At 38.0% G+C, this 20,967-nt stretch carries 15 protein-coding genes and 2 tRNA genes; 9 read left to right on the top strand and 8 right to left on the bottom strand.

Annotated elements, in window-relative coordinates; translation table 11 throughout:
• Positions 1 to 349 precede the first annotated feature (349 nt).
• Together MTP24_RS09145 and MTP24_RS09140 are read left to right on the top strand one after the other, a co-directional pair.
• Entirely contained in the window at positions 350 to 3,355 is a 3,006-nt protein-coding gene (locus tag MTP24_RS09145; protein WP_243530758.1) for a TonB-dependent receptor, read from the top strand.
• 65 nt (positions 3,356 to 3,420) lie between these two features.
• Positions 3,421 to 4,926, top strand: a complete 1,506-nt coding sequence (locus MTP24_RS09140; protein ID WP_243530754.1) for a tryptophan halogenase family protein — start codon at positions 3,421 to 3,423, stop codon at positions 4,924 to 4,926.
• 10 nt (positions 4,927 to 4,936) lie between these two features.
• On the opposite strand, the gene MTP24_RS09135 is transcribed toward MTP24_RS09140, so the two are convergent.
• The gene (locus MTP24_RS09135) at positions 4,937 to 6,118 is read right to left on the bottom strand and encodes a helix-turn-helix domain-containing protein (protein ID WP_243530752.1); all 1,182 of its coding nucleotides are present in this window, start codon (positions 6,116 to 6,118) and stop codon (positions 4,937 to 4,939) included.
• Positions 6,119 to 6,335: 217 nt separating this feature from the next.
• Between MTP24_RS09135 and MTP24_RS09130 the strand changes: the two genes are divergently transcribed.
• Both MTP24_RS09130 and MTP24_RS09125 read left to right on the top strand, forming a co-directional pair.
• The gene (locus MTP24_RS09130) at positions 6,336 to 8,849 is read left to right on the top strand and encodes a glycoside hydrolase family 3 N-terminal domain-containing protein (RefSeq protein WP_243530748.1); all 2,514 of its coding nucleotides are present in this window, start codon (positions 6,336 to 6,338) and stop codon (positions 8,847 to 8,849) included.
• Positions 8,850 to 8,926: 77 nt separating this feature from the next.
• Positions 8,927 to 10,642 carry a glycoside hydrolase family 9 protein gene (locus MTP24_RS09125; protein WP_243530746.1) on the top strand — a complete coding sequence of 572 codons (1,716 nt, stop codon included), beginning with the start codon at positions 8,927 to 8,929 and terminating at the stop codon, positions 10,640 to 10,642.
• Positions 10,643 to 11,019: 377 nt separating this feature from the next.
• Here the strand turns inward: MTP24_RS09125 and MTP24_RS09120 are convergent.
• The 4 genes from MTP24_RS09120 to MTP24_RS09105 form a co-directional block, all read right to left on the bottom strand.
• Positions 11,020 to 11,096: transfer RNA gene (locus MTP24_RS09120), tRNA-Val, on the bottom strand.
• Positions 11,097 to 11,405: 309 nt separating this feature from the next.
• Positions 11,406 to 11,482: transfer RNA gene (locus MTP24_RS09115), tRNA-Val, on the bottom strand.
• Positions 11,483 to 11,595: 113 nt separating this feature from the next.
• Positions 11,596 to 12,657, bottom strand: a complete 1,062-nt coding sequence (locus MTP24_RS09110) for a DUF3080 family protein (RefSeq protein WP_243530742.1) — start codon at positions 12,655 to 12,657, stop codon at positions 11,596 to 11,598.
• Positions 12,629 to 13,990, bottom strand: a complete 1,362-nt coding sequence (locus MTP24_RS09105; protein WP_243530739.1) for an MATE family efflux transporter — start codon at positions 13,988 to 13,990, stop codon at positions 12,629 to 12,631. The genes MTP24_RS09110 and MTP24_RS09105 overlap by 29 nt, the downstream gene beginning before the upstream one ends.
• A gap of 128 nt (positions 13,991 to 14,118) precedes the next feature.
• On the opposite strand from MTP24_RS09105, the gene MTP24_RS09100 reads away from it, so the two are divergent.
• On the top strand, positions 14,119 to 14,745 hold the full coding sequence (locus MTP24_RS09100; RefSeq protein ID WP_039037132.1) for a riboflavin synthase: 627 nt from the start codon (positions 14,119 to 14,121) through the stop codon (positions 14,743 to 14,745).
• Here the strand turns inward: MTP24_RS09100 and MTP24_RS09095 are convergent.
• On the bottom strand, positions 14,742 to 14,945 hold the full coding sequence (locus MTP24_RS09095) for a CPXCG motif-containing cysteine-rich protein (RefSeq protein ID WP_008128431.1): 204 nt from the start codon (positions 14,943 to 14,945) through the stop codon (positions 14,742 to 14,744). The two genes, MTP24_RS09100 and MTP24_RS09095, sit on opposite strands and share 4 nt — an antisense overlap.
• 136 nt (positions 14,946 to 15,081) lie before the next feature.
• A complete protein-coding gene (locus tag MTP24_RS09090) occupies positions 15,082 to 15,942 on the bottom strand; it encodes a fructosamine kinase family protein (RefSeq protein ID WP_243530735.1) in 861 nt (286 codons plus the stop codon).
• Between the two features lie 124 nt (positions 15,943 to 16,066).
• Here MTP24_RS09090 and MTP24_RS09085 point away from each other — a divergent pair, with 124 nt between their 5' ends.
• The gene (locus MTP24_RS09085) at positions 16,067 to 16,759 is read left to right on the top strand and encodes a DUF445 domain-containing protein (RefSeq protein WP_243530733.1); all 693 of its coding nucleotides are present in this window, start codon (positions 16,067 to 16,069) and stop codon (positions 16,757 to 16,759) included.
• Between the two features lie 68 nt (positions 16,760 to 16,827).
• Here MTP24_RS09085 and MTP24_RS09080 read toward each other — a convergent pair whose 3' ends face one another.
• Complete coding sequence (locus MTP24_RS09080) at positions 16,828 to 17,190, bottom strand: DUF3718 domain-containing protein (protein WP_243530732.1); 363 nt, start codon at positions 17,188 to 17,190, stop codon at positions 16,828 to 16,830.
• A 252-nt stretch (positions 17,191 to 17,442) separates the two neighbouring features.
• Between MTP24_RS09080 and MTP24_RS09075 the strand changes: the two genes are divergently transcribed.
• The 3 genes from MTP24_RS09075 (at position 17,443) to MTP24_RS09065 (ending at position 20,965) form a co-directional block, all read left to right on the top strand.
• Positions 17,443 to 18,228, top strand: a complete 786-nt coding sequence (locus MTP24_RS09075) for a hypothetical protein (RefSeq protein ID WP_008128423.1) — start codon at positions 17,443 to 17,445, stop codon at positions 18,226 to 18,228.
• A 100-nt stretch (positions 18,229 to 18,328) separates the two neighbouring features.
• On the top strand, positions 18,329 to 19,711 hold the full coding sequence (locus MTP24_RS09070) for an amidohydrolase (RefSeq protein ID WP_010556373.1): 1,383 nt from the start codon (positions 18,329 to 18,331) through the stop codon (positions 19,709 to 19,711).
• Between the two features lie 12 nt (positions 19,712 to 19,723).
• Positions 19,724 to 20,965 (top strand): amidohydrolase family protein, encoded by a 1,242-nt coding sequence (locus MTP24_RS09065; protein ID WP_243530728.1) that lies wholly within the window; start codon positions 19,724 to 19,726, stop codon positions 20,963 to 20,965.
• Positions 20,966 to 20,967: the final 2 nt, after the last annotated feature.

The raw sequence follows: 20,967 nt of genomic DNA, 5'->3' as shown, positions 1-20,967 counted from the left end.
GTGTAAGTTAAATATGAATTTGAACGTATAGATACACGTATTAACGTAAATTTATACATCTCTTAAAGATAAAAACAGTTAATTTTGTTAATATATTGTTTATTTTAAGCTTTCTTTTATAAGCTATTGATTTTCATGGTTAATATATCAAGATGACAGTATTTAAACTCAGCGTCATGTTCAAATAAAAACTAATTTTGGCGTTCAAATAGATGTATTTGTGGTTAGTTAGGCGATTTTAGCCGCTATTTATCTGATTCTAGCTTTGCATGATAACCACACACACTAAAAGGGTTGAAATTTAAAAAATACGATCAGTACTTTTTGAACTTCAATGAGGGAAATTAGAATGATAAAAAAACCGAACAGTACATTTAAGCTGTCCGTAATTGCATCTGCGATTATTGCAACGTCTTTATCCGGCAACCTATATGCAGCTCAAGAAGATGACAAAAAAAAACAACAAGACGAAGATATTGAAGTAGTAATAGTTCAAGGAACACGTTCAAATTTAATCAATGCACAGAATATGAAACGTGAAGCTGAAACCGTTCTTGATGCTATATCTGCAAAAGATATTGGGTCTCTACCGGATAGAAGCGTCCTTGAGGCAATAACCCGTTTACCGGGTGTTTCTATTGAACGATTTGCTGCTGCAAACGATCCTGATCACTACGGCGTTGAGGGAAGCGGTGTTGTTGTTAGGGGATTAACGCACACACGAAGCGAGTTTAACGGTCGTGATACGTTTACTGCCGATTCAGGGCGAGGGTTAAGTTTCCAGGATGTTCCACCTGAATTAATGGGTTCTGTTGAGCTGTTTAAAAATCAGTCGGCAGATATGATAGAGGGCGGCATTGCAGGCACTGTGAATCTAGTGACGCGAAAACCTTTTGATGCAGAAGGGCGTGTAGTTGCTTTTACACTAGATGCCAGTTACAGCGAATTTGCAGACGAAACAACGCCGTCATTTTCTGGCTTATACAGCGATATATTTGATTTAGACTCTGGCAGGCTCGGCGTACTTGTCAATTACTCGAACTCAGAGTTAAAAGCTCAATCAGACGGTGCACAAATAGGCCGTTACGAGCCACAAAATGAACTGGTTAATGGGCAGGCAGTGTTTGTTCCGCGAACAACACGTTTAACCAGAAAAGAAGATGATAGAAAAAGGGAAGGTTTTGCCGGTGCGCTCCAGTTTGAAAACGAAAGCAGAACGTTACTAGCAACAGCTCAATTTATACGTTCTGATTCGTCATTAGCATGGACTGAGCATGCGATTGAAATGGCAGATGATGCTGTAATCAACGATTTAGTTGCTCTTGAAGGAACCGAATTTGAAGTAACAGAACAAGGTTTGTTTGAGTCAGGTTTTATCACATCTAACGCAGGTTGGCGCGGAAATGATGCAGAGCGTCAACCATCTGGCGAGTTTGGTGCTCAGCATGCCATGGTTACCCGCTTTAGAGATCAAGATAATTTAGTTGACGATTATGGCTTTAATCTCAAATATCGACCAAACGATACATGGTCGTTTAATTTTGATGCCCAATATGTTGAATCCACTTCTGAAATTTTTGACTTTTCAATCATGGGAGCAACAAGAGCTGTAGTAGGCATAGAACAAAATGGTAATAATTTACCAGATATCACATTGCTAGATCCGGCTAATAATGACGACGCTGGTTTTTTTACTGACCCAAATAATTATTTTTGGCGCAGTGCTATGGATCATATCTCTGATAATGAAGGTGACGAAGTCGCTTTTGCAGCTGACACACAATATACATTTGATAGCGGTTTTTTTACCAGTGTTAAAGTAGGCGCTCGTTATGCTAAACGCGACCAAACAACACGCCAGTCTACTTATAATTGGGGGTGGTTATCAGAAGCATGGGCAGGTAATGGTAATGCATGGTTTGATGCCGAAGGTGATGAACTTGGTGCAAGCTTAAACAATAGCTATGAGCAAATTACATTTGATAATTTTGCAAGAGGTGGTGTGCTAAACGTAGCATCTGAAGGTGCCTTTTTGTTTCCTAGCGAATCTTTAGTTAAAGATTACGCTAATGCTGAATCAGCGTTTGCATCTTTGTCGCCAAATTGGCAGCGTTTATCAAGCCGCGGTGACACAATAGGTAACTTTTTAAATAACGAGATTAATGAAACCTCTGAAGTTAATAATGCTTTTTACATCAAGGGTAATTTTGAGGGTGAATTAGGCAGCATGTTTTACAGCGGTAATGTGGGCCTTCGTTATGTAAAAATTAAAAATGAAACTGATGGTTTTTTAACATTTCCAGATACAGTGGGTGACGTTAATGACCCTTCGGATCCCGATAACTTTTTACCATCTGAACAAGCCGCCTTTGGTAATGCTGGATTTACTGAGCAAACAGCAAGCAGTGAATATACGAATATTTTGCCAAGCTTAAACGTTAAACTTAATTTAAAAGACGATTTAATTTTGCGATTTGGTTTTTCAGAAGCCATTGCATTACCTGATTTAGGAAACTTAAGAAACTTTGTAAGCATAACACCGGAAGATTTGGTGATTACTTATGATGAAAGCTCTGATGATCGACAAATTACTGATGCTCGTTATTCTCGTTATACGGCAAATTCAGGCAATCCATTCTTAAAACCAATGGAGTCGTATAACTACGATTTAGCGCTTGAATGGTATTTTTCTGAGGGAGTGGGGTCACTTACAACATCATTTTTCTATAAAGACATGAGTAACTACTTTATTAATGGTTCAGTGGATAGAGAATTTACTAATAATGGCGCAACACAGGTGGTACAAGTAAACGGTGCTACCAATGGTGATGAAGGTTCTGTGCAAGGGTTTGAACTGGCTTACCAGCAGTTTTACGACTTTTTACCTGGTGCCTTTAGTGGCATTGGTATGCAATTTAACTATACCTATATCGAGGAAGAAGGATCGCCAAATGCAGGGCTATCGCCAGATAAACCTGACTCAACAGAAGGCGATAATGTGGCATTTGAAGGATTACCTCTTGAAGGGCTTTCTAAGGATAATATCAATTTAGTCGCTATGTATGAAAAGTACGGTGTTAATGCGCGTTTGGCATACAATTGGCGTTCTGAATATTTATTAACAAGTAAAGACGTTATAACGCAGCTTCCCATTTATAATGAGGCAGGAGGCCAACTTGATGGGTCTGTCTTTTATAATATCACTGAATCGTTTCAATTAGGTCTGCAAGCCACTAACCTAACTAACGAGGTTGCCAGAACTTCAATGCAAATAGACAATGATAACAATCGAGTGTCTCGCTCTTGGTTTGCCAATGAGCGTAGGTTTAGCATTATTTTGAAAGGTAATTTTTAACCCTCTTAATAAAAGCACGCGTTATTTTTTTATTTCGCGTGCTTTATTTTTTTTAGGTAAATATTATGAATGATGCAAATAATATAAGATCGATTGTTATTGTAGGTGGTGGTTCAGCAGGTTGGATGACCGCCTCTGCATTAGCTAAGGTAATTGGCTGCGATAATTGTCAAATCACTTTAGTGGAGTCTGCAGAAATAGGTACTGTATCTGTAGGCGAAGCTACAATCCCACAAATTCAATTATTTAATACCATACTTGATATAGATGAAACTGAGTTTATACGTTTTACTAATGCGACGTTTAAATTAGGTATAGAATTTATAGATTGGAAGGAAAAAGGACACCGTTATTTTCACCCATTTGGAAATTATGGCACTAATATGGAGGCACTGCCTTTTCATCACTTTTGGTTGAAAATGCAAAATGATCCTGAATTTTCCGACTTATCTAGCTACTCACTTGCATCGGTTGGTGCGTATGCAAATAAATTTATGCATCCGCCAACTCAGCAAAACAGCGCGTTAGCAGGTATTAATTATGCTTATCATTTTGACGCAACACTTTATGCTAAATTTTTAAGAAATTATGCCACAAGCAGAGGAGTGTGTCGTATTGAGGGTAAAGTTGACGAGGTAAACCTAAACCCAGTTTCAGGGGAAATTGAATCGTTAGTTCTTAATGATAATACGGTATTAGATGGTGATTTATTTATCGATTGCTCTGGTTTCAAGGGCTTATTAATTGAGCAGGCTCTGAAAACTGGATACGAGGATTGGACTCATTTATTACCGTGTAATAAAGCGATTGCAACGCCGTGTTTATCAAAAAAGGCACTTAACCCTTATACTCAGTCTACAGCACAAAGTGCAGGTTGGACGTGGCGAATACCACTGCAAAACCGAGTAGGTAATGGGTATGTATATTCAAGTGAATTTATGAGCGATGATAAAGCATACGCTTTACTTTTAAATACAATTGAATCTGAAGCTTTAGCAGATATTAACCAGCTGCAATGGGTAACGGGTATGCGCAAAAAGAGTTGGAATAAAAACTGTATCGCTATTGGTTTATCAGCAGGTTTTGTAGAACCGTTAGAATCAACCGGTCTGCATTTGATTCAATCGGCGATAGCAAAATTAATGACATTATTCCCTAGTAAAGATTTTACACAGTGTGATATTGATTTATTTAATCAGCAAACTGAGACGGAATATCATCGTATACGTGATTTTATTATTTTACATTATAAACTAACAAATAGAGATGACAGTGAGTTTTGGCGTTATTGCAAAAACATAGAAATGCCTGATTCGTTGAAGCAAAAAATAGAGATGTTTAGTGAAAATGGTCGTATTTTTAGACATGATAACGAGCTATTTAACGAAACATCTTGGCTTGCAGTTATGCACGGTCAAGGGATTAAACCTAAAAGCTATCATCCATTGGTTGATAGGCTATCCCGAGATGAAATAAAGCGTAGGCTTAAAAATATAGAGTCGGTTATTAGCCGCTCTGCTGATGTTATGCCTGATCATGAGGCGTATATTTTAAAAAACTACACGCGCTAGCTTTAGGGGTTTAACTCGAATTTTTGCTTTGGCTTTCCCAATATTCTTTTCTAAATTGAGTGGGTGTTACGCCCACAAGTTTTTTAAAAAATGTATTGAAAGTTGCTTTGCTGTTAAATCCTGCTTTATCCATAATGTCTAACATGGTCACTGTTTTATTTTCTTCTAAAAGTAACAGCCGTTTACTTTCTTCAACTCTGTAATAATTTATAAACTCAAAAAAGTTTTTACCAAAGTGTCTATTAATTATAGATGACAAGTTTCTTGCTCCCATACTTAACTGACTTGCTAGGTTATCAAGTGTGAGTAAATGGTTTAAATAAGGCTTATTTTGTAGCAAATAGCTTTCGATTTTTTGTATTTTTTCGGGTTCAAACGAATCTGGAGCTTTATGTTGTTCAGCTGTTAGTTCATCGTCAATACCCTGAAATATTCTTGAATTACCAGCACTAAAGTAGATTAAGCTTGTGATTAATAAAAGAATTGCATAATTAGCTGTAAGCCCAAGTAATTCATGGTCAACTAGAATACCTATCTCGTAAGACATAATAATACCCAAAGAGACAAATATTGAATTTAGGTGTACTACTAAAAAACCAATCACAAGGAATTTAAGCCAAGTTAGGTCGACACTCTCAAGCTCTGCAAACTCATTTTTAATGTTTTTTTGGTATTTTTGTAACTCTAAAAAACATAAAACGCTAATTGAAAATCGAAAGCACTCCCGAAAAAAATAAATAGCTCGGTCAATAAATGCTGTGGTTTCAATTGTGTCATTTTTAAGTACATCTAATTTGATGCTATTTTCTATCATAAGCCAATCAACAGTGAAATAAGCGGCATAAAAAATGAACGGTATGAATAATAGCGAATCGCGTTTTTTTAGCTGATAGTTTTTGTTAACTAACGATTTGATATAAAGCAGAAGCAAAGGGACTTCCAACCAAAAAGCTAATCCAAATGTGTAAAATAGATTTGGAGATAAACTCAACGCAAACGCCCGAAATGCCTCACCAAAGTTAATAAGGTTATCCGTAGGAATTGCAGCTTGAGTTAATAAAAAGCAAGCAAGTAAATAGTTACTAAGTTTATTACCCTTTTTTAATGTTACTAAAAATACACTAAATGATAAGCATATAAAAATGGTAAAAATTAAAGCGAGATCGTGAGTGTTAAAAAGTACTTCTTTCACAATTTAATACACCTTTATTAAAATTTTTGTTTGGTACACGTGTGTTCTCATTGTCGTTGTATGTTATCTAATAATCTCTAATATTTAAAATAGCCGGGCGTTCAAATAGAGTAAATTGCGTGCATTTATACGCTTAAAACCTCTATTTGAACGACATTATGCCGCATTTGTTATAAAACTGTTTGCCACACTAACAAAGTATCAGGTTATTAGATTAATGAAATTAACTTATTCTTCATTTTTACTTGGCTCTTTTATGAGCTTTGCGTCTGTTAACACAGTTGCTAAAAACGATATAACACTTTGGCCAACTCTTGAACCAGCAATAAAAAAAAATGCAGAGTTGGAAACACGTATTACCCATTTAATAAGCCAAATGTCACTAGAACAAAAAGTGGGTCAAATGGTACAAGCAGAAATAACCTGGGTAACGCCTCAAGATGTAAAAAAATATCATTTAGGATCGGTTTTGAATGGTGGTGGAACATTTTTACACAATAACCGTAATGCGAGTGTATCTGATTGGGTGTCTTTTATGGACGAGCTTTATTTAGCCTCAATGGATACATCACAAGGCGGTTTAGCTATTCCCGTTACATATGGCATTGATGCAGTACACGGCAATAACAAATTTATTGGTGCTACTTTATATCCACATAACATTGGATTAGGTGCAACACGTAACCCAGATTTAATTTATAAAATTGGAGAAGCCACAGCGAAAGAAGTTTTACTTGCAGGTATAGACTGGACATTTGCCCCAACACTTGCCGTTGCAAGGGATGATCGATGGGGGAGGACCTACGAAAGTTATTCTGAAGACCCTGAAATAGTTGCCAGCTATGCTAAAGAGATGATTGAAGGCCTTCAGGGGAAAGTAAACACAGCTAACTTTTTAGATGACGATCATATTTACTCTACCGCAAAGCATTGGGTCGGTGACGGAGGTACTTATCAGGGCATTGACCAAGGTGACAACCAAGAAAGTGAAATTGATTTAATTAAAAATCATGCGGCGGCATATTTGCCAGCTCTTAAAGCCAGTGTGCAAAGTATAATGGCCTCTCATAATATGTGGAATGGCTTGCGCTTACACGGCAGCAAATATCTCCTTACCGATGTTTTGAAAACGCGACTTGGTTTTGATGGTTTTATAGTGGGTGATTGGAATTCGCACAGTAAAATACCCGGATGTAGCAATGATAGCTGTCCGCAGGCTGTTAATGCCGGACTAGACATGTTTATGGTTGTAGAAGATTGGAAGGCTTTTATAGGTAATACAGTAGACCAGGTTAAAGATGGAATTATCCCTGTTGAACGTATAGACGATGCAGTTAGGCGTATTTTACGCGTTAAAATACGTTCGGGGCTATTCGATAAAGGGCTCCCATCAACACGTAAATATGCTAACCAAAAACAATTATTAGGTGCTCCTGAGCACAAAGCAATTGCTAGGCAAGCAGTTAGAGAATCGTTAGTGTTGTTGAAAAATAATAATAACCTTTTACCACTTAACCCAAATAGTGAGGTATTAATTGCGGGTGATGGTGCTGAAAATATGAGTAAGCAAACGGGTGGTTGGACAATTAACTGGACAGGCGAAGGTAATGTTAAATCTGATTTTCCAGGGGGAACGTCAATTTTTGATGGTATAAAGCAAGCGGTAAACAAAGCGGGCGGCAATGCGGTACTAAGCCCTGATGGTAGTTTTGATGTAAAACCAGATGTTGCCATTGTTGTGTTTGGTGAAAATCCGTATGCAGAGTGGATTGGCGATCTAAAATCAATTGCTTATCAGGCTCATTCTCACCGTGACGCCAAATTAATCGAGTCATTAAAATCACAAGGTATAAAAGTTGTATCGGTGTTTTTATCGGGCAGACCTTTATGGGTAAACAGAGAAATAAATGCATCAGATTCGTTTGTAGCAGCTTGGCTACCTGGTAGTGAAGGTGTTGGTGTAGCTGATGTTTTGTTTAAAGATAATGAGGGCAATATTCAATTTGACTTTAAAGGTAAGCTTTCCTTTTCATGGCCTAAATATGCATCACAAGTTGTATTAAATCGTTACGATGAAAACTATGATCCACTTTTTGCGTATGGATTTGGGTTAACCTATAAAGATAATGTGATGCTTAATAAATTAAGTACAAAGAATGACTTTATTTTTGAAACACCTGTCAACACCCCTTATCAAATAATGCAAGGAAGAGCGAAAGGGGACTGGAATTATCAATTGCAGTCGGGTGGACAAACAAAAGACATCCACACGCCATCAGGAAATATTAAAGGCTTAACGATGATTGAAGCCGATAAAAATATTCAAGGTGATGCAAAAGAATTTACGTGGAGTGGTGCTAATAATGCTTCTGTACTGATTAGCTCATCCTGGTACCGAGAAGATCTATCTCAATATTTGAACAATAAAAGCGCGCTAACGTTTGATGTGAGAGTCGAAACCCCTCCTAGAAATGAACTTTATGTTCAAATGGGATGCACAAAAGGTAAATGCGCAGAGCTGAATATTTCGCCCATGCTAAAAGAGTTTAAATTGAACACCTGGAATACCGTTTCTATAGATTTATTATGCTTTGCTAAAAGTGGAGTGGAGTTTGAACGCTCGAGTGCCCCCTTTGTGTTAACAAGCGAAGGCGCAGCTAAAATACGAATTGCTAATGTTCAATTTGAACCCGATGCGCAAAAAATGGCCACTTTAAAGTGCAGTGAATAATAAACAAGAGCACTTATTATATCTCAATAGTAAGCGCTCTATTTTTTGCTTCGACATTATTTATACGAAAGGGTCATATGAAACATATTATTTTATCGTTACTGCTACTGAATGTGCTTGCTCTGACCTCTTGCTCGGTATTAGTAAAAAATAATCCTAGTAAATTAAGTAAGTTATCCTCAACTCAGCAAATTGCAATTAATCAATTAGGCTACTTAAATAAAAGTGAAAAAATTGCTGCAATACCGAACGTAACAGCTTCGCAATTTGATGTAATTAATGCGAAAACGAACAAAGTGGTTTATACCGCTCAGTTGAGCGCAGCTAAAATATGGACTCTTTCTGGCAATGATAGTCACAAGCTTGCCGATTTTTCTGAAGTTGTCACTTCGGGTCACTATTTTTTGCGTGTAAAGGGTGTTGCAGATTCTTCATTATTTCGAATTAGTGATGATGTTTATGATTCACTTAGTAAAGCCGCTTTAAGATATTATTATTTGAACCGCTCTAGTACTCCTATAGAAGAGAAGTTCGCGGGAATTTATGCAAGACCAATGGGTCATAAAGATGACATTATTGGCTATCATCCCTCTGCTGAGCTAAGGTACAAAGGCAAACGAATAGACTCACAAAAAGGATGGTATGATGCAGGCGACTATGGCAAGTATGTTGTTAACTCAGGTATTAGCACTTATACACTGCTTGCAGCGTTTGAACATTACCCTGATGTTTATAAAAAACAAACCCTAAACATACCTGAATCTGAAGATAACGTTCCTGATATTATAAACGAAGCCCTATGGAATCTTGAATGGCTAATCACTATGCAAAGCGATGATGGGGGTGTATATCATAAGCTAACAACTCGTGAATGGCCAGGGAATGAAATGCCACATGAAGATCAACGCCTACGCTTAATGATAGGGAAATCAACAGCAGCAAGCCTTAATTTTGCAGCTACGCTTTCCATGGCTAGCCGGGTAATTGAACCTTACTACCCCAATAAGAGTAAGCAATATTCAAATGCAGCCATAAAAGCATGGCGTTGGGCGCTTTTAAACCAAACACAATATTATGAGCAACCAAGTGATATTAAAAGCGGTGAATATGGAGATCATTATTTAAAGGATGAATTTGCTTGGGCCGCTGCAGAGTTATTTATAACCACTAAAAATAAAAACTTTTACACTATTTATAAAGAGATAAATATTGATTACGTGGCTCCAGCGTGGCGAAATGTATCGTACCTTTCTTTGAGTAGTTTGCTGTTTAAAGCAAAGGACTTATTATCTAAACAAGAATACGAAGCCCTTAAAATAAAGCAAAATGACTTAGCTGATATATATTTGAACCAACATAAAAGCAGTCCATACAATGTTGCTATGCAAAAATCAGACTTTGTATGGGGGAGTAACTCAGCCGCGTTAAATAAAGCGATGGTTTTGCTACAAGCCGCTCAGATAAATAAAAATAACGATTATAAAAATGCAGCTCATGGACTTGTCGATTATGTATTAGGGCGAAACCCTACGGGGTACTCTTTTGTTACTGGGTTTGGCACTAAAACACCTTTGTATCCACATCATCGAATTTCACACAGTGATAATGTTGTTGCACCTGTACCAGGAATGCTTGTAGGTGGCCCTCATTCAGGACAACAAGATAATTGTAACTACCTATTCAATGAGCCAGCAAAATCATACGTTGACGATTGGTGTAGCTTTTCAACTAACGAGGTTGCGATTAATTGGAATGCGCCACTTGTGTATGTACTTGGTGCGCTCTCTGACTAGCAACTTTATAAGTTTTAATTTGCACAACTCAGTTGATTCTATTTATTGACCCAAGGAAAGCGCTATAAAAGTAGGGAGAAGATTTTCTTGAGTTTATATTTTTTGAATTGGTACGACTGCCTGAATTTGATTTACAGACCCTTGGACCGGGTTATTAAGGATAGGTAGAGCTTTTTCTTGAGTTTATATTTATTGAATTGGTACGACTGAGTGGATTTGAGTTACTGACCCTTGGGCCGGGTGGTCAAGAGTAGGTAGTGCTTTTTTTTGAGTTTATATTTTTGAATTGGTACGACTGAGTTGATTTGAGTTACTGACCCTTGGACCGGGTTATTAAGAGTGGGTAGTGCTTTTTCTTGAGTTTATATTTTTTGAATTGGTACGACTGAGTGGATTCGAACCACCGACCCCTACCATGTCAAGGTAGTGCTCTAACCAACTGAGCTACAGTCGTACAATTTTTGAGGTTTTACTTAAATATTGGTACGACTGAGTGGATTTGAGTCACTGACCCTTGGACCGGGTGGTCAAGAGTAGGTAGTGCTCTTTCCTTCAATTATACATTTCATTAATATTGGTACGACTGAGTGGATTTGAGTCACTGACCTTTGGACCGGGTGGTCAAGAGTAGGTAGTGCTCTTTCCTTCAATTATACATCTGATTAATATTGGTACGACTGAGTGGATTTGAGTCACTGACCCTTGGACCGGGTGGTCAAGAGTAGGTAGTGCTCTTTCCTTCAATTATACATCTGATTAATATTGGTACGACTGAGTGGATTCGAACCACCGACCCCTACCATGTCAAGGTAGTGCTCTAACCAACTGAGCTACAGTCGTATTACTATATTTAAGTAAGTGTTAATTGCTTAACAACGGCCGCTAATATATAGCGTGGGGCAGGTCGAATCAAGCACGTTTCGTGTTTTTAGGTTTATTTGCCGTTTTTTTATTCATATTGGGCTGATTTCACACGTTTTATAAAACTCTTGCCACCAAATAACATGCTGTTTAGCTGAGCTTTTCAATTGATTTAATAAATTGGTATTTGAGTTTGCTTTAATCAGCTGATTAATTTCATTATTTGTTACACGTTCTTGGTACCACAGTTGATTTAATAAAGGCTGAAGCACTTCAAGAAAACCAATGAGTTGTGCTTGGTAAGGTTGAATTTGTGAAAGATAGAACTTTTGAAATATATTATTCATTATTTTAGCTTTATCTTTGTTTTTACCCACTGGGCATAGGGTGCTTAAATTGATGTTATGCACCAACCCCGTGGCGATTTTATTTAGCCTTATTTGTTGCCTGACAGATTTAATTAATGATTGATTAAACCTATATTTATTAAGCGTTTCGAGTGCTTGGTATATTGCATCTGTGTTTATTTTGTCAAATTGAGCCTGAGCTAATTGCGCTTTAATAGCAGTAAGTTTACGCATAGCCTCAATCGTGTCGCTAAAGCCTGCTGGTTCTTTACTTAATTCTGAAGCGGTTAGTGACCACGTGCGGTTGAGCTCTGGTTCCTCAATAAGGGCTGCATTAAAGTAATATAGTAAATCAGCTTGTTTTTGATTTTTTGCTTCACTAATTTTTTTATACGTTACTGAGGATTCATCGAGGGAGGCTAAGCAGCTGTTGGCGTGTTGAATAAAGTCTATTTGATATTTCAAACGCCCTGCAGCGGTTGCTGTTTTACCCAGTTGGTTGTTGTGCTCACTTATTACCACATTTAAATTGCAGCTGCTGATCCCGGCAAGCTCAACTATACCCAGTGTTATTTTACTGTTGTTGAGTTCGGTTAACGGCTTTAATTTGAGTGAGTTAAGCGCTGGGAGGTCTTCTGATTTGTTATCGGTTATATTTTCAAGGCGTTTTATATAGGTGTTGTTTGTATTACTGGGGGCCTCTGTGCAAGCACTTAGCATAGTAACGGTTAGTATTAGTAACACGCATACTAATACTAACTGCTTTATGTTATTTAAATTAAGCTTGTTGGCTAATAAATGGTTCATGTTTAAAGCGCTTACTAACGGTTATCATTAACAAAATGGCTGCAACGGTGAGCCCGACAATTATACCAATCCAAAATCCGTGCGGCCCCATTGCCGGCACAATTATATCTGTTCTTGCCAATACGTAGCCTAAGCTAAAGCCGATTAACCAATACGAAATAAACGTGATGTAAGAAATAGGGGCTGTGTGTTTTAATCCTCTTAAAATGCCATTTGCTGCAACTTGCAAGGCATCGGGTAGTTGATAAATACAGGCTAAAATCATAATTGAGGTCGCAAGGGCAATAACCGCAGGGCTGTCTGTGTATAGCTGGCTTATCACATCACGACCTATAAATGTTATAAACGCTAAGAACAGTGCGATTAATATAGCCAGTAGATAACTTGTCGATACGGCTATTTTTAACTGTTCAAACTTGTTCTGACCATACAAGTTACCAATTCGAATGCTAATGGCAATAGAGAGGCTTAGCGGCATCATAAACAGTAACGCGGTAACACTTGCTGCAATTTGATGCCCTGATACAGCAACCGCTCCTAAGTGGGCAATAAAGAGTGGAATACATGCAAAAAGTGTTACTTCAAAAAAAGTAGCCAAAGAGATAGGAATACCTAATTTTGTAATAGTGGCGATGGTCGTTATATTTGGTTTTTCAAACGGTGTGAGCAGCCCTTTGGCATCTATCTTTTTACTCATTTGGCAATAAGTGACCTGTGCTAATGCCATCACTGTTAAAACAATAGCTGTTGCTATACCACAGCCAGCTCCGCCATAGGCGGGAAGGCCAAATAAACCATTTATGAAAATGTAGTTAGCAGGAATATTAACGGCTAATCCGAGTAAGCTAATATAAAAGGCCGGTTTTGTCATGCCCATGCCTTCGGTCATGTTTCGGTAGGTTGTAAAAAATAAAAATCCAAACACCCCCCATTTAACAAATTGAATATAGTCGAAAGCGAGGCTCGCAATAGCCGGGCTTGTATCTAGCTGTAATATTATAATGTTTGCCAAGTAGGCAATACTAAAGCCTGTAATACACAGTAAAACGGTTAAATATAAAGCTTGTTGAAAATAGTGGCTTATGCCTTTTTTGTCATTGGCGCCGGCAAATTGTGCAATTATGCCAGTTAGTGCTAACAAAATACCTTGCAACGCTAAAAGTAGTGGGTTCCAAATACCAGTAGCAATAGATAGCGCAGCTAGGTCGGTAGGGCTGACCTGACCTGCCATTATAGTGTCGACCACCGACATTAATATAAGGGTAACTTGTGCTAACAAAACAGGCAGCGCGAGAGAAAGTAAACGCTTAGCTTCCCAATTACAAAAGGTCATAAAAACAGCTATTTAATGAGTAAGGCTGTAATTGTAATCTATTGTCTTTGAAATAAAAATCTAAGGAGTGAATGATTTTATAATTCGATACGTTAAACTATTAATTTGTCATAACTTAACGAGATTTTATGTTTACAGGTATAGTACAAACTCAAGCTACTGTGGTGTCTAAAACCCATAATGAGGGTGTGTTACGTTTAGTGGTGTCGGTGAGCGATGACTACGTAAAACACCTAGATTTAGGAGCCAGTATTGCGATTAATGGGTGTTGTTTAACAGTAGTAAAAGTTGAGCTAAGTAACCAAGATGTAGTCGCGCAAGTTCACTTTGACGTGATTGACGAAACACTTCAATTAACTAATCTAGGGCTTCTTGAGCTGGGCAGTTTAGTAAATTACGAGCGCTCTGTTACTTTTGGCACAGAACTGGGTGGGCATATTGTATCGGGACACATTCACTGTGCGGCTAAAATAAATCAAATAATTAATACCCAAAGCAACTGCAAAATTCAGGTAAGCTTACCGTTAAAGTGGCAAAAATATGTATTGTATAAAGGTTTTGTTGCCATTAATGGTGCTAGTTTAACAGTAGGCGAGATTGACGAGCAGGGTTTTTGGTTGCATTTAATTCCAGAAACTTTAGCAATTACAAACTTAGGTAAAGCGCAAGTAGGTGATGAGCTAAATATAGAGGTCGATCAGCAAACTTACACTATTGTTAACACCGTAGAAAACTACCTGCGTCATCAAAATTAAAAAATTTGTTCGTCGTCACTGTCTACGTGTAGCTCTAATTTATTGTTTGCATGGTCTATGTGCATATTTAAATGGATTGGGTTGCAACAGGCAGTGCAGTCTTCAATATAGTCCTGATCGCCCATGCTGGCATCTAAATCCAAATGAATGTGGTGTCCGCAAAACGGGCAGCTAATACGTTGCGATAAAAAGTCTTTCATAATCACTCCAAATACAAATAACTTAAGCAGAGCTTGGAATGTTTTTATTCTAACCACGGCTTAATGACGTAAAACTGAACTCATTAGAACCCTTTAAATATAGTCTGTTTAGCGTGTTATGACAGTTTATTTACACTTATTGCATAAGCTTATCTATATGTTGTTTAGCTTCAGTAAGATAGTGCCCAGCAAAAATATTTGCATGATTTAAAATAGGGTATAGTTGGTAAATATGTTTACGTTTTTGATAGCTTGGTAGAAGAGGGTATTGCTTATTATAGGCAACATAAAATTCATCGGGTAGTGGCGCAAATAGCTCGCTCATTGCGATATCCACTTCCCGATCACCATAATAACAAGCTGGATTGAATACGGTCGGTACTTCTTTTAAAAAGCCCAAGTTGCCTCGCCAAAAATCACCATGTAACAAAGATGGGCTCACAACATGACGATGTAGTTGTGCTTTAACTTCATTAATTATGTGCTCGGGATTGGCAAATTTAATGCCTTTTTCGGCTAATAGTTGTAATTGCCACCCTATGCGTTCTTCGCCGAAGAATACATCCCACTTTTTGTGCCAACGATTTGGTTGAACTGTGGTAGCTAAGTGATTATCTATATCAAAGCCAAACATTGCCTGGTCATGCTTTTGGTGCATTTGCGCTAGTTGAGTGCCCATTTTTTGCCATTGGCAATAGGGCTGCTCATCAAGATCTAACCACGTAAGTACGATAAATGAAAATTCAATGTTAGCACCTGATGTAATGCAGGTTGGAACATTAAAATAACTATTATTAGCAAGCATCTGTAAGCCCCTAGATTCACTTTCTAATCGCTCAAGTTCGCTTTTGAGCGCAATTTTAACAAAGTAGCTTTGTGTGCCATTGCTTATATGAAAATATTTATCGGTTGTTGTGCTTTGCAGTTGTCGCTTTTGTGTGTGTTTAAAGTCAGTATTTGTAGCTTGGCTAATGTGCTCGTTAATTGCTTTCCACATAATAGTTGCTCGTATTTTATACAGACACTTAAACTATGGCAAAAAGGGATTAATTTAACAAACTAAACGTTGTAAAATTAGCGAATGTGTCGCACAAAGTGACGCTAACTGTAATGGAGTAAAAATGAACAAAAGTTTTATAACCAATTTACTAGCAAGTATTTGTGTAGCTGCAGGATTGATATTTGATCAGCCAGTAGTTTTGTCGGTGGGGTTATTTGCACTTTCTGGCGCAGTGACCAATTTATTGGCTATTCATATGCTATTTGAAAAGGTGCCGTTTTTATATGGGTCTGGTGTTATTGCGCTCAAGTTTGAGAGCTTTAAAGTTGCTATACGAAACCTAATACTCACTGAGTTTTTCTCCGAACAAAAAATTAATAATTTACTCAACAAGGCGCAGCCTAATATCGACTTTGAACCGATCATTAGTAATGTTGATTTAAATCCAGCTTTCGATAATTTACTCGTGGTTATAGAGCAATCGCAATTTGGTAGCATGCTGGGTATGTTTGGAGGCACTGCTGCAATAGAGCCAATGCGTGAAAAATTTATTGAAAAAATGCAACTTTCGTTGGCACAAATTTCTCAAACAGAAGACTTTAAAGCGTTAGTAACGCAAACGCTTTCACAAGGAAATAGTGCTCAAGGGTTGCACAGCACAGTTCTTAAACTTGTTGATGAACGCCTTGATGAATTAACCCCTAAAATGGTGAAAGAAATTATTCAAACAATGATACGCGAGCACTTAGGTTGGTTAGTTGTTTGGGGTGGAGTATTTGGCGGTTTATTTGGTTTAATTGCGGGTGTTCTTTAAGCAATAAAGTTAAAAATAAAACTAAGCAGGTTATAGTTATGCCTGCTTAGCTATAACGTTTAAGCATGTTATTGCGGAGACGAAATCACAATGATTTCAGTTGACGACACCTTTGCTAAATCTTTAATTGAAGTGCGAGTACTGCTTTCAATATTTAAGTAATTAGCACTTTTATCTAAATTATAACGCGCTACAAAATCACCCATAGGTAAGTTATTACACATTAGTTTATTGCTAATAATGCTTTTTTTAACGTTCAATGACTGCTGAGTTTTGCGAAGTACATATGCTTTATTAGACGCAACAGCCATACAAATTTGTGTGCCTGGCGTTGAGTCGGCTGCTACAAATTGTGTTGCTGATACAGGTGCTGCTAATGCTGCACTACCAATTACAAGTGTTGTACATAATGCTGTTTTAAATGTATTCATTTTACTTTTCCTCGTTGTTTGTGGTTGCAAGCTAATTATTAAACTAATTAATTAAAAAAGCTGTTAACCAAACGCAACAAGCTGTAAGCAAGTATGTTTAATGTACACACTTACTTATAGGCTCATGAAAAAGCATATTTTTAAGTGTGTTTTTTGACACACTTTCATAAAAATAATTTATTGATACTGACATATTTTTTTAGGCTGGTATTATCGCCACATAAATTGATGTGTAGATTTTTAGGATAAACAGTGAGTAAAGCGTTAGCCAGTTATTACCAACAAGCCTATGCCTGCGAACAACAACATTTTAATCAGTGTTTTTATTGTGGCTGCGAAGCAACTGAACGCGATCATTGTCCGCCTCTTCATATGCTGCAAAGTATTATTGATTTAGGCGAGGATGCCGACTTTATTTCAATTCCTGCTTGTTATGAATGTTATGCGCTATTACATAACGAACGACTAATGACTATTGACGAGCGCTTTACCAAAATTAAAAAAAAGCTGTCTAATAAATACGCCAAAGCACTGCGTGTCTACAATATGTGGGAAGAAAACGAATTAAGTGACATGAGTGATGAGTTTGCTCATAGTATTCAGGCCGGTATGAAATTAGGAAAAGAAGCCGCAGAGCGATTGGCATTTACTGGTTTTAGTTACGCCACCGAAGAGGCACGTGTCACAGTACGCGAAAAAACCAAAGAGTTTGATGTAGAAGGTAACGTTTTTACCGATTTTAAAGACGCACTGAATTACTGCATTACCTCTTTAAATGTGCAAAAAAGTGACTTTTATAAAATTTTAGTTGAAGACTACAACGGCGATTTTAACAAAGCCCTTAGTCAATACCGTCACCGCCACGACAAGGTAACAGCGGCTAAAGATGGTAATACTCTTATTAAAGATTTTTCTAAATTACATAAGCAAAATTCAGATTTTGTAACTCGCACGGTCAAACATTTTATCAGCAAAGATCCGTCACTCACCACAGAGGGCGCACTAGAAAAGCTATATAACAATTATATAAAAAAATAATCACGTAAATTCATCTTAATTTACCGCGTTTTCACCTGTTTTTTTAGCTTTATGCCCAAGCTTTCGCTAAAGTATTAAAAAAACAGGAGAACCAAACAACATGAATAAATTTGCTCCCTCTTTATTAGCAGTTGGCTTAGCCGCTGCACTTGTAGGTTGCCAAGAAAATGGCCCGCAAGATGATAAGATTACTATTAACAAAAACCCATACCCAAGTACTTACACGCCAATCTCTACAACAAGCACACTCATCACAAACGCGACTGTTCTTACAGGGACTGGCGAACGCCTAGATGACGCTGATGTACTATTGGTCGATGGTAAAGTACAGCAAGTAGGTAAAGACTTAGCTGTAAAAGCAGACACAACGATTGATGCACAAGGTAAATGGGTAACACCAGGTATTATTGATGTTCATTCACATTTGGGTGCCTATCCAAACCCATCGGTAGAATCACATCAAGATGGTAACGAAATGACCAGCCCAAATACGGCCGAAGTGTGGGTAGAGCACTCTGTTTGGCCGCAAGATCCAGGATTTAACCGTGCGCGCGAAGGCGGTATTACGTCTCTTCAAATTTTACCAGGCTCTGCTAATTTATTTGGCGGACGTGGTGTAACACTTAAAAACGTGCCTGCGCATACAATGCAAGGGATGAAATTTCCTGATGCACCGTATGGATTAAAAATGGCGTGTGGTGAAAACCCAAAACGCGTATATGGTCGTAAAGGTGTATTACCTTCAACACGTATGGGTAATATGGCTGGTTACCGCACTGCGTGGATTGGCGCGCAAGAATATAAGCGAGCATGGGATAAGTACGATGCAGAATACGCAGAAGGTAAAAACCCTGAAGCCCCAAATCGCGATATAAAGTACGATACATTACGTGGCGTTCTTGAAGGCGAAGTGATGATCCACAATCACTGTTACAAAGCCGAAGAAATGGCGATGATGATTGATCTTTCTAAAGAATTTAATTACCACGCGGGTACGTTCCATCACGGTATTGAAGCATACAAAATTGCAGATTTATTAGCCGATAATGGCTCGTGTGCTGCATTGTGGCCAGACTGGTGGGGCTTTAAAATGGAAGCTTACGACATGGTTCAAGAAAACGTTGCTATTGTTGATGCGGTTAAAAACTCGTGTGCCGTTGTTCACTCAGATTCAGACACAACCATTCAACGCTTAAACCAAGAAGCGGCTAAAGTAATGTATCGTGCTAATGAAAATGGCTTTGATATTTCAGAAGAGCATGCAATTAAGTGGATCACCACTAACGCAGCAAAATCATTAGGTATTGACGATAAGACAGGCTCGCTAGAGGCAGGTAAACAAGGCGATGTGGTTATTTGGAACCAGAGTCCGTTTAGCGTTTACGCAAAAGCTGAGCAAGTATTTGTTGATGGTGCAAAAGTTTACGATAGAAACGATAGCACTTATCAGGCAACCAGTGATTTTATGTTAGGTCAAAAATAAGGAGCACCCAGAATGAAAAATTTATCACGTTCGTTTTCGTTATCTCTGGTTGCTGCCGGATTACTAGCCTCTGGTGCTGTAAACGCACAGTCATTGGCTATTATTAATGCAACTATCCATACATCAACAGAGCAAGGCGTATTAAAAGGCGCAAGCATTGTTATGGATAACGGGAAAATTACAGCTATTAACCCGGCAGAAGTAAGTGCTGATGAAATTATTGATGCCAATGGTAAAATTGTTACTCCTGGTTTTATTGCAAGCAATAACCAACTTGGTTTAGTTGAAGTGGGTGCGGTTGCAGGCTCTCGCGATGCGGGTGACGACAAAGCAGGTATAGATTTTGATGTGAGCCTTGCATATAACGCACATTCAAGCTTAATACCTTATGCACGTAAAGGCGGCGTTACACGAGATGTAATTACCCCTTATGGCGGCGATAGTATTTTTGCAGGTTTGGCTAGTGTGGTTGATTTAAGTGGCAGCCTTGAAAGTGACGTTCAAAAACAAGCAGCGTTAGTTGTGCATTTAGGTGAGCGAAGAAAAGGCTCGCGCGCTTTTACACTGCAAACATTAATTAATAAGCTAGATGCTCATCAAACTAAATTGAGCAAAAAAGATAAAAAAGACGACGATAAACCAAGTACTGAAGACAAAGTAATGGCTAAAGTACTTTCTGGCGACATGCCATTGGTTATAAGCGTATCGCGTGCTGCTGATATTATTGAGCTTATTAAAGTGAAAGAGCAATTTGGTGTTAACTTAGTACTAAGTGGAGCACAGGATGCTGTTGTTGTTAAAGAGCATATTGCTAAAGCTAATATCCCAGTAATTATTAGCGCTATGGACAACTTACCAGGAAGCTTCGATTCTTTACACGCTAACTTAAATAATGCAGGTTTACTTGAAAAAGCCGGTGTTAAAGTACTTTTAACGGTTGGTGGAGATGCAAGTCACAATATTTATCAGCTTCGCTATGACGCAGGTAACGCTGTATCTTATGGCATGAGCCAACAAGGTGCACTGAAAGCTGTTACATCAAATGTTGCTGACGTATTCGGTATTAATGCGGGCAGTATTGAGGTGGGTAAAGCCGCTGATGTAGTGATGTGGACTAATGATCCGTTTGAAATAAGCAGTAACGTAAGTCGTATGTTTATTAATGGGACTGAGGTGTCTACACAGTCTCGCCAAGATAAATTACGTGACCGTTACACTACTGATTCAAACATGCCAAGAGCTTACACTAAGTAAAT

Origin of the sequence: Pseudoalteromonas sp. APM04 (genome assembly GCF_022809815.1) — a bacterium.
Lineage (GTDB): Bacteria > Pseudomonadota > Gammaproteobacteria > Enterobacterales > Alteromonadaceae > Pseudoalteromonas > Pseudoalteromonas marina.
The sequence above is the reverse complement of the archived record's forward strand: the minus strand, read 5'-3'. Positions and strand labels throughout refer to the sequence as shown.

What these genes read in the sequence shown, in the direction of transcription:
- MTP24_RS09145 (WP_243530758.1), top strand. Translation starts at nt 350, where the DNA reads ATGATAAAAAAACCGAACAGTACATTTAAGCTGTCCGTAATTGCATCT.
- MTP24_RS09140 (WP_243530754.1), top strand. Translation starts at nt 3,421, where the DNA reads ATGAATGATGCAAATAATATAAGATCGATTGTTATTGTAGGTGGTGGT.
- MTP24_RS09130 (WP_243530748.1), top strand. Translation starts at nt 6,336, where the DNA reads ATGAAATTAACTTATTCTTCATTTTTACTTGGCTCTTTTATGAGCTTT.
- MTP24_RS09125 (WP_243530746.1), top strand. Translation starts at nt 8,927, where the DNA reads ATGAAACATATTATTTTATCGTTACTGCTACTGAATGTGCTTGCTCTG.
- MTP24_RS09110 (WP_243530742.1), bottom strand. Translation starts at nt 12,657, where the DNA reads ATGAACCATTTATTAGCCAACAAGCTTAATTTAAATAACATAAAGCAG.
- MTP24_RS09105 (WP_243530739.1), bottom strand. Translation starts at nt 13,990, where the DNA reads ATGACCTTTTGTAATTGGGAAGCTAAGCGTTTACTTTCTCTCGCGCTG.
- MTP24_RS09100 (WP_039037132.1), top strand. Translation starts at nt 14,119, where the DNA reads ATGTTTACAGGTATAGTACAAACTCAAGCTACTGTGGTGTCTAAAACC.
- MTP24_RS09095 (WP_008128431.1), bottom strand. Translation starts at nt 14,945, where the DNA reads ATGAAAGACTTTTTATCGCAACGTATTAGCTGCCCGTTTTGCGGACAC.
- MTP24_RS09090 (WP_243530735.1), bottom strand. Translation starts at nt 15,942, where the DNA reads ATGTGGAAAGCAATTAACGAGCACATTAGCCAAGCTACAAATACTGAC.
- MTP24_RS09085 (WP_243530733.1), top strand. Translation starts at nt 16,067, where the DNA reads ATGAACAAAAGTTTTATAACCAATTTACTAGCAAGTATTTGTGTAGCT.
- MTP24_RS09080 (WP_243530732.1), bottom strand. Translation starts at nt 17,190, where the DNA reads ATGAATACATTTAAAACAGCATTATGTACAACACTTGTAATTGGTAGT.
- MTP24_RS09070 (WP_010556373.1), top strand. Translation starts at nt 18,329, where the DNA reads ATGAATAAATTTGCTCCCTCTTTATTAGCAGTTGGCTTAGCCGCTGCA.
- MTP24_RS09065 (WP_243530728.1), top strand. Translation starts at nt 19,724, where the DNA reads ATGAAAAATTTATCACGTTCGTTTTCGTTATCTCTGGTTGCTGCCGGA.